Source organism: Sandarakinorhabdus sp. (genome assembly GCF_031422795.1).
In the GTDB taxonomy this organism is placed as follows: domain Bacteria; phylum Pseudomonadota; class Alphaproteobacteria; order Sphingomonadales; family Sphingomonadaceae; genus Sandarakinorhabdus.
Window position 1 is genome coordinate 1 of the sequence record NZ_JANPML010000230.1, and the last position, 9,087, is coordinate 9,087.

Below are 9,087 nucleotides of genomic sequence, written 5' to 3' on the forward strand. Positions count from 1 at the left end.
GATCGATCAGGTGAGCCGGCTGTTTGCCCGCGAGGCAACAGAGGAACGGTTGCGCCAGGCCCGCGCCGGGCAGGCGGTGGAGGGCTGGGCAGCAATCGAGGCGGCCGGCGTGGCGCTGGCGCTGGTGCCCGAAGCCGACGGCGGACTTGGCCTTGATGTGATGACCGTGCTGGCCATCGCGCGCGCCCATGGCCGGGCGGGCGCGCCGTGGCCGCTGGCCGAAGCGGTGGCACCCCCCGGCCAGGCACCTTGGGGGGCAGCGCTCACCGTCGCCGAGATCGCCGGCCTGTGCGAAACCGTGCTGGCGATGACTCTGGAGTGGACACAGACCCGCCAGCAGTTCGGCAAGCCGCTTTCGAAGAACCAGGCGGTGCAGCACAGCCTGGCGCAGATGGCAGCCGAAACGGCGGCGGCAGGCGCAGCGGTGGGGCTGGCCGGGCTGGGGTTGATAGGCGGGCGTCTGGCGCCAGTGGCGGCGGCCAAGGCCCGCGCCAGCGAAGCAGCAGGCATCGTGGCAGCGCTGGCGCACCAGTTGCACGGCGCCATCGGCGTGACGGCGGACCATCGCCTGCACCTGTTTACCCGCGCGCTGTGGCAGAAGCGCGATGCCCACGGCGGCGAGCATGCGCTGCACAGCTCGCTGGGGGCAAACCTGCTGGCGGGCGGCAGCCTCTGGCATTTTGTCACCGACGAGCCGCTGCTCGACAGCAGTGACACCGCCAGCACTGGCGACCGTTTCCGCTTCCCGGTCGTCGCCGAAACCGCCGAACGCGCCGCCCTGCGCGGCGAGGTCCGCGCTTTCCTGGCCGAAGAGTTGGCCGCTCTGCCGGCGCACGTGCGCGCCCACAGCTGGAACGGCCACAGCCCGGATTTCAGCCGCACACTGGGCCAGCGCGGCTGGCTGGGGATGACGTGGCCGCAGGCACTGGGCGGCCATGAGAAGAGCGCGCTCGACCGGCTGGTGGTGATCGAGGAACTGCTCGCGGCCGGCGCGCCAGTGGCAGCGCACTGGATCGCCGATCGCCAAACGGGCCCGCTGCTGCTGAAGTTCGGCACGCCGGCCCAGCAGCAGGCGTATCTGCCCGCCATCGCGCGCGGCGAGCTTTACGCCTGCATCGGCATGAGCGAGCCGGGGGCGGGTTCAGACCTTGCAGCGCTGACGACAAGGGCAACCCCCGTTGAAGGCGGCTGGCGGGTGAACGGCACGAAGTTGTGGACCACCTATGCCCACAAGGCGCACACCATGCTGCTGCTCTGCCGCACCGGAGACGGTCAGCGGCATGAAGGGCTGAGCCAATTGCTGGTGCCGATGGATTCGGCGGGGCTCACCGTCCGCCCGATCATCGACTTGATGGGCGAGCATCATTTCAACGAAGTGCATTTCGACGATGTGTTCGTGGCCCATGATGCGCTGGTGGGCGCCGAGGGCAATGGCTGGGCCCAGGTGATGAGCGAGCTGGCCTACGAGCGGTCCGGGCCAGAGCGGTTCCTGTCCACGCTGGTGCTGGCCGAGGAACTGGTGGCGGCGCTGCCGGCCGATGCGGTTGCCGCCCATGCCCCCATCGGCCGGCTGGCGGCCCATCTGATGGTATTGCGGCTGATGGCGCGGGGGATGGCGACGCTGCTGGAAGCCGGCGATGATCCAGCGTTGGAAGCGGCGATGGTGAAGGATCTGGGCGCGACGTTCGAACAAGCCATCCCCGATGTGGCGCGCAGCCTGTTGCCGTTGATCCCGGACCCGCCCGCGTCATTGCTGGCCACGCTGCACGCCACAGTGCAGATCGCGCCGATGGTTTCCTTGCGCGGCGGCACACGCGAAATCCTGCGCGGCATCATCGCGCGCGGGCTGGGGGTGCGTTAGACGTGTCGCCAGCTGGAACGTTTTGCTGGTGCCGGGGTGGCCTGTCCTACATTGCCCGATCCTGTCATCATGGTGTGGCTGCGCTGCTTGCCCGGGCAGATTTTTGGCCGCTGCGCGTCTTGAATACCCACAAGATGCGTAAAAACTGTCAAAAGTGCAGCGTGATGTCGGGCACCGCTGGCCCCGTTGCCGCTGAATTTTCACAGACCGCTTAAACCGCCCCGCCGGGGTTCAGGGAGACTGGAATGACCGATCATGTCCTCTACCAACGCGATGGCCACATCGTCACGCTGACCCTCAACCAGCCGGAACTGCGCAACCCGGTGTCGGATGATGACATGGTGGATGCGATCCTGGCGGCGCTCGTGCGGCTGGAGAATGACCCTGATGCCCGCGTTGCCATCCTCACCGGTGCTGGCAGCGCCTTTTCATCGGGCGGCAATCTGAAAAAGATGGCCAGCGGCGACGGGCTGGCCAGTGCGTCGCCGATCAAGACGCGGCGCAATTATCTCACCGGCATCCAGCGCCTGCCCCGGGCCTTTGCCGCGCTGGAAGTGCCGATCGTGGCGGCGGTGAATGGGCCGGCGATCGGCGCCGGCTGCGATCTGGCCTGCATGTGCGACATCCGCGTCGCCGGTGAGAGCGCGAAATTTGCCGAGAGTTTCGTCAAGCTGGGCATCATCCCCGGCGATGGCGGCGCCTGGCTGCTGCCGTTTGTGGTGGGCCATGCCAAAGCCGCCGAAATGGCGCTGACCGGCGACATGGTGGACGCCGCCGAAGCGCTGCGCATCGGGCTGGTCAGCAAGGTGGTGCCGGATGCCGAATTGCTGGATGCGGCGCGCGCCTATGCCAATCGCATCGCCGCCAACCCGCCGCAGGCCGTGCGCATGACCAAGCGCCTGCTGTGGGAAGCGCGTCAGGCCGGGCTGGATACGATCCTGCAAATGTCGGCCGCAATGCAGGCGCTGGCCCACACGACCAGCGACAACAAGGAGGCGATGACGGCGTTTCTGGAAAAGCGCCCGCCCCAATTCAAGGGGCAGTAGTTCAGCGAGCGTGGAACCCGTGCCGGTGCAGGGTGGCCAGCCCCAGCACCACCGCAAAGGGCTGCATGATGAAAGTGGCGAACCCGGCGGTGCCGGCCATGCCGGTTGGCCCGGCAAGCGCCCGCCACGCCACTTCCAGGCCCAGCATCACGGCCATCAGGAACAGGGCGTCGGATGAAATGCGGTGCAGGCGCAGGCTGGTCAGCCCCCAATCCAGCAGCAGCCGTGCCAGGCAATAAAAGATCATCAGCCAGCAGATATTGCCGACCAGATGGCTATCATCCCAAGTTCCCAGAAAACTGCCGAGATGGCCCTGCACCACCAGCCACAATGCCGACATCACCAGAAAGGCGCGTTGCACCCAAACGGCACCCGAAACGTCCGTCTCCCGATCATTCATCCGAATCGCCACCCGCAACAAAATACTATTACGAGATGAATTGTCGCCGTTTTGGGTCAAATTACAGTTAACGGCCCAGCCAGTCAGAAAAAACACTCTTTTCATCCTCGCCAACACGCGGTGGCGGGCGGCGCATGGTGGCGGGCGTGGCCGACAATTTGCCGGGAAAGGCGACGCTGGGAATATGGGCGCCATCGGCGCGCACGAAATCGTGCACAACGTTGCGGGCGGCGATGAAGGGATCGGCAAACACCTCGCTCACCTTGTTCACCGGCCCGGCTGGCACACCGGCAGCGGCAAGGCGCTCGATCAACGGCAGGCCGGGCTCGTTCGCCACCAGCCGCTGCACTTCGGCTTCGATGGCATCGCGGTTGAGCAGGCGGGCACGGGCGGTGACGAAGCGTTCGTCCTGTGCCAATTGTGGCACGCCCATCAGCGTGCAGAAGGCGCGGAACTGGCCATCGTTGCCAATGGCGATGATGATGGTGCCATCGGCGACGTCGAACGTCTTGTAGGGCACCACTGTGGGATGGCGGTTGCCAAGCCGGCCGGGATCGACGCCGCCCACCAGCCAGTTCATCGCCTGGTTGGCCAGGCAGGCGATCTGGGTATCGAGCAGGCTGATGTCGATCTGCTGGCCCTCCCCGGTGCGCTCAGCATGGCGCAGCGCGGCGAGGATTGAGATGGTGGCGTACAGGCCCGTGGTGACGTCCGCCATGGCGACTCCGGCGCGCAAGGGTGCGCCGCCCTCCTCGCCGGTGATGGCCATGAAGCCGCCCATGCCCTGGGCAACGAAATCATAGCCGCCACGGTCCTTGTATGGCCCGGTCTGGCCAAAACCCGTGACCGAACAATAGACAAGGCTGGGCTTCACCGCGCGCAGGCTCTCCCAATCGAGGCCGTATTTCTTCAGACCGCCAACCTTGAAATTCTCGATAACGATGTCGGCCTTTGCCGCCAGCTCGCGCAACAGCGCGGCGCCGGCCGGATCGGCGAAATCGACCGCGATGCTGCGCTTGTTGCGATTGGCGGCGAGATAATAGGCCGAGGTGCCGATTTCATCCTGCCCGTCAGCCCCTTTCAGAAAGGGCGGCCCCCAGGCGCGGGTGTCATCGCCGCGGCCGGGCGCTTCCACCTTCACCACGTCGGCGCCCAGATCCGCCAGGATCTGCGTGCTCCACGGCCCGGCCAACACGCGCGACAGATCAAGCACACGAATGCCGGACAGCGCGGCGGGAGCGGTCGTTTCAGTCATGAAATTGGGGTAGCCGGAAAAAGAAAACGGTGCCAGCCCGCAAGGACTGGCACCGTTCCTAGCCCCCGACCGGGGTTAGCTGTCACAAGGTGGAGCCGCAGCCCCATGCCATTTGGAGAAGATTGCTGCGGCCCTTGCCCCGGCCACGACATATTCCCCCGAATCACGTGTGATACACTGTTACCAAACTATGAAACCCCAAGAAAGCGGAAAGAAGTTAACAACTTGCCTAGAATATTCGTTAATTTCGCCAAGTTTCCGCGTGCGTTTGCCAACGCTAACCGTTGGTGTTCGGGTGCGATCCGCGCGAGGGGACACGTCAGACCCATGCACGCGATCAGATCAACGGAGAGCAGCGCAGGCTGCGTGGGGCGCGGTGTGGACGGCGTTCAAGCCAGCCGGGCTCGCCGTCGCCGCAAGACGGCGCCGACCAAACCAAAGCCGGCAATGAGCATGGCCCAGCTTGTCGGTTCCGGAACAGGTTCATAGGCGCTGCCCAGAATTTCGACGCGCAGGCCGGACGGATTGCCTCTTGGGCTTGCAAAGTTGCGAACCCGGAAACTCAGCGTGTTGAGACCGCCAACAAAACCGGTGCTGGCCGAAAAGTTGGTCCACTGGTTGAACGTGCCCAACCCGGCCTGGGTAATCTGGGTGCCGTTGAGCAGGATCGAGGTCACGGTGTTATCGGTGGCAAAACGCCCGTTGAAGCTGGCCGTGCCGGGCACGAATTTGCCGAGATCAAAGGCAATGGAATAAGTGTAAAAGCCGTCAACCGTGGGATCCAGCGACTGGTTGCCATTGCTGGCAGGCGACATCCAGCGCGAAACGCTGTTGTTGGCCAGCCAGCCGACATTGTTGGTGGTGCTGTTCCACGGCCGGCTTGAACCGCCCAGAAACCAATTCTGTTCCTGCACTGTGCCGGTCGTGACAGCGGCATTGCTGGCCAAACGGCCACTGTTGATCAGCCCCGGAATGACCACGGCCTGCGCCGGGAAGGCGGCGATCACCGCCAATCCAAACGCCATTGCACGCACAAGCATATGCTCGCTCCAAGTCGACCCCGAGCGGTTCCATAATGGATTAACCTTAAGAAAACACAAACAAGCCAGAGGCTTTTGCGTGGTTCCTTCTACGCCTTCTCAAAAATGGCTGCCAATCCCTGGCCGCCGCCGATGCACATGGTCTCCAATCCGAACCGTGCATCACGCCGGTGCATTTCGTTCAACATCGTGGCCAATATGCGCCCACCAGTGGCGCCGATCGGGTGACCCAGGCTGATGCCGGAACCGTTGACATTCAGCTTGTCAGGATCGTGCCAGCCCCAACCTTTCAGCACGGCCAGCACTTGCGGCGCAAAGGCCTCGTTCAATTCGACCAGATCGATATCGCCCCAGCCCATGCCGGTGCGTGCAAACAGGCGCTCCACCGCCGGCACCGGGCCAATGCCCATGCGCGACGGATCGCATCCGGCGGCGGCCCAGCCGCGCAGCCAGGCCATGGGCGTGAGGCCCAGTGGTTCCAGCAGTTCCTCGGCCACCACCAGGCAGGCCGAGGCGCCATCGTTCTGCTGGCTGGCATTGCCGGCGGTGACCACGCCGTCCTTCTCGATGGATTTCAGCAGCGCCAGGCTTTCCGGCGTTGCATCAGCGCGGATGCCTTCATCGGCAGCAAAGATGCTGGGCGGGCCTTTTTTCTGCGGCACTTCGATCGGCACCAGTTCATTGGTGAACTTGCCATCGGCCCAGGCCTGCGCGGCGCGTTGGTGGCTCTGCGCGGCATAGGCATCGCAGGCTTCGCGGCTGATGTTGTAATCCTTGGCCAGATTGTTGGCGGTTTCGATCATGCCGGAAATCACGCCATAGCGCGCGATCGGCTGGCTCATCACGCGGCCGCGCACCAGCCGATCATGGAAGGTGGTGCTGCCCATGCGAGCACCATTCCTGTGGTCGGTGCTGTAATATTCCACCTGGCTCATGCTTTCGACGCCGCCGGCCACCACGATATCGGCCGCGCCGGTGGAAACGCGCATGGCGGCATCAATCACCGCCTGCAGGCCCGATCCGCAGCGCCGGTCCAGCGAGACGCCGGGCACGCTTTCCGGAAAGCCCGCCGCCAGCCACGACCAGCGCGCCACGCACGGGCTTTCGCCGTTGGGATAGCCATGGGCAAACACCACGTCGTCCACCCGTTCCGGATCGATCTTGGTGCGTTCCATCAACGCCTTGAGGATGATGGCGCCCAGTTCGCCGGCGGGAAACCCGGCCAGCGATCCGCCAAAACGCCCGACCCCGGTGCGAATGGGGGAAACAATTGCAGCCCGGCGCATCAGCCTCTCTCCCGCATCATGGATTTGGCGATGATCGTCTGCTGGATCTGGCTGGTGCCTTCATAGATCCGCAGCAGCCGCACATCGCGGTAGAATCGTTCCACCTTGTATTCCGCCATGTAACCGGCGCCGCCATGGATCTGCACAGCGCGATCGGCAATGCGGCCCACGGCCTCGCTGGCATGGAGTTTCAGCACCGAACATTCCCGCGCCGTCACCTCGCCCGCATCAAAGCGCGCCGCGGTGCGTTCGAGCAGGGCGGCAGTGGTCAGCCGGTCAACCTCCATGTCGGCCAGCATCGCCTGCACCAGTTGGAAATCGCCGATGCGGCTGCCGAACTGCTGGCGTTCCATGGCATAATTCAGGCTCATCTCGATCAGCCGATCGGCCATGCCCAGTGCGACCGCAGCGATGTGAATGCGGCCACGATCGAGCACCTTCATGGCGGTGCGAAAGCCCTGGCCGGGCACACCGCCGATGATGTTGATCGCCGGCACCATCACGTCTTCCAAGATGACGTCGCAGGTCTTGGCCCCACGTTGCCCCATCTTGCGGTCGGGCTTGCCCAGCGAAATGCCTGGGCTGTCAGACGGGACGATGAAAGCACTGATGCCGCCCGCGCCCTTCACGTCGGGCTCGGAGCGCGCCATCAAGGTAAAGACCGTCGCGCGCGGGGCATTGGTGATGTACCGTTTGGTGCCATTGATGCGGTAGTGATCGCCGTCGCGAACCGCCGAACAGCGCAGCGAGGCAGCGTCGGAACCTGCCCCGGGTTCCGTGAGCGCAAAGCTGGCGATGGCTTCACCGGTGGCGAATTTCGGCAGCCATTCGGCCTTCTGCGCCTCCGTGCCATCAATCATGATGCCCTGGCTGCCGATGCCAACCGTGGTGCCGATCAGGCTGCGGAAGGTAACGCTGGCGCGGGTGAGGATGCGCACCAGCTGCGATTCCTCCGTCATGGTCAGGCCCAGCCCGCCAAACTCTCCCGGCACCGACAGGCCAAACAGGCCCATCTCCTTGAATTCCTGCACGATATCGGGCGGGATATCGTCGATTTCCTCAACCCTGTCTTCCGCCGGGATCAACCGTTCTTCGACATAGCGGCTCAACTGGTCCTTCAGCAGGCCGAAGGTTTCACTATCCATAGTATCACCCCGCGTTTGCGCTCATCCGGTAGTTGCAGTGAGGGCCACCGTGCCGTCACAGCGCAGCGCCTGCAAGCCATCATCCGCCGCCGCCAGCGCAATCGGCTGCCCGGCAAACAGCGGCGCCTGCGCCCGGAAGGAAAAGCGCCGGGCCGGGCCATGCCGCCGTTCCCACAGGCCCAGCAACTGCGCCGCCACCAACGGCCCGTGCACAACCAGGCCGGGATAACCCTCTTCGCCCTGCGCATAAGCCAGATCATAATGGATGCGGTGGGCGTTGGCGGTGGCCGACGAAAACAGGAACAATTGCACCGGGCCGGGCGTGAACACGGCATCGCCCACCGGTGGCGGGCTGGCCGGCACGGGCATCGGCGCTGGCGGAAGTTCAGGCGGCTGCGCCGGGCTGGCATCACGCCACACGATGGTCTGCACTTCCTCCAGCGCCTTCTCGCCCTCCTGCCAGATCTCGATCCGCACCGTGCCGAGCAGCAGCGTGCCGGTCTTGCCGGTCTTGGGCGTCAGGCTCTCCAGCACCCGCATCTGCATGGCGGGCATGCCGGCGATCAGCGGACGGTGAAAGCCATAGTCAGCGCTGGCAAACATGCGGCGCGGCAGCGACACCGGCGGGAAGAAGCCGCCGCGCACCGGGTGGCCATCCACCCCACGCGGGCCGGGTGGCGGCAGAAACAGCGCCAGATGGCCCAGCGGCGGCCAGCCCAGCGCGTCGGCATCCCAGCTCAATGCTTCGGCCAGCCGCAGCACATCAGGCCCGTGCAGCACCTCCTCACGCCATTCCGGTTTGGCGCACCAGCTTTGCCAGTGGGTGAGTTCATCGGGCGTCATGCCACCAGCCCTTCATCGTGCAGCTTGCCGATGGCGCCGCTGGCAAGACCCAACACCTCGGCCAGCACGGCATCGGTATCGGCACCCAATTGCGGTGCGGCCCGCACGGCCCCGCGCGGCTCACCGGCCAGCGTCGCCGCCGGGCCAGCAGCAGGATAGGTCAGGCCGGATTTGTGCGTGATGGTCTGAAACTGCGGATTGGCAGTGAACA

Annotated in this window: 8 protein-coding genes and 1 pseudogene; 2 read left to right on the forward strand and 7 right to left on the reverse strand. The window is 65.0% G+C overall.

From position 1 onward, the window contains the following. Together RMO81_RS08585 and RMO81_RS08590 are read left to right on the forward strand one after the other, a co-directional pair. A partial coding sequence (locus tag RMO81_RS08585; RefSeq protein ID WP_310475413.1) for an acyl-CoA dehydrogenase family protein occupies positions 1 to 1,861 on the forward strand: 1,861 nt, incomplete at its 5' end. Positions 1,862 to 2,106: 245 nt separating this feature from the next. Further along, positions 2,107 to 2,907 carry a crotonase/enoyl-CoA hydratase family protein gene (locus tag RMO81_RS08590; protein ID WP_310475414.1) on the forward strand — a complete coding sequence of 267 codons (801 nt, stop codon included), beginning with the start codon at positions 2,107 to 2,109 and terminating at the stop codon, positions 2,905 to 2,907. Between the two features lies 1 nt (position 2,908). Here RMO81_RS08590 and RMO81_RS08595 read toward each other — a convergent pair whose 3' ends face one another. From RMO81_RS08595 to RMO81_RS08625, 7 genes and pseudogenes are all read right to left on the reverse strand, one after another. Next, positions 2,909 to 3,307: a hypothetical protein gene (locus RMO81_RS08595; RefSeq protein ID WP_310475415.1), complete on the reverse strand. Its 399-nt coding sequence runs from the start codon at positions 3,305 to 3,307 to the stop codon at positions 2,909 to 2,911. Positions 3,308 to 3,374: 67 nt separating this feature from the next. Next, positions 3,375 to 4,562, reverse strand: a complete 1,188-nt coding sequence (locus RMO81_RS08600; RefSeq protein ID WP_310475416.1) for a CoA transferase — start codon at positions 4,560 to 4,562, stop codon at positions 3,375 to 3,377. 389 nt (positions 4,563 to 4,951) lie between these two features. After that, positions 4,952 to 5,602 (reverse strand): PEPxxWA-CTERM sorting domain-containing protein, encoded by a 651-nt coding sequence (locus RMO81_RS08605; RefSeq protein ID WP_310475417.1) that lies wholly within the window; start codon positions 5,600 to 5,602, stop codon positions 4,952 to 4,954. A gap of 89 nt (positions 5,603 to 5,691) precedes the next feature. After that, positions 5,692 to 6,888, reverse strand: a complete 1,197-nt coding sequence (locus RMO81_RS08610; RefSeq protein WP_310475418.1) for an acetyl-CoA C-acetyltransferase — start codon at positions 6,886 to 6,888, stop codon at positions 5,692 to 5,694. Then, the gene (locus tag RMO81_RS08615) at positions 6,888 to 8,033 is read right to left on the reverse strand and encodes an acyl-CoA dehydrogenase family protein (protein ID WP_310475419.1); all 1,146 of its coding nucleotides are present in this window, start codon (positions 8,031 to 8,033) and stop codon (positions 6,888 to 6,890) included. Before RMO81_RS08615 ends, RMO81_RS08610 begins: the two co-directional genes overlap by 1 nt. 21 nt (positions 8,034 to 8,054) lie before the next feature. Further along, positions 8,055 to 8,876: a hypothetical protein gene (locus tag RMO81_RS08620; protein WP_310475420.1), complete on the reverse strand. Its 822-nt coding sequence runs from the start codon at positions 8,874 to 8,876 to the stop codon at positions 8,055 to 8,057. Further along, positions 8,873 to 9,087: pseudogene (locus RMO81_RS08625) on the reverse strand (carnitine dehydratase); the annotation flags it as partial. The pseudogene RMO81_RS08625 and the gene RMO81_RS08620, both read right to left, overlap by 4 nt.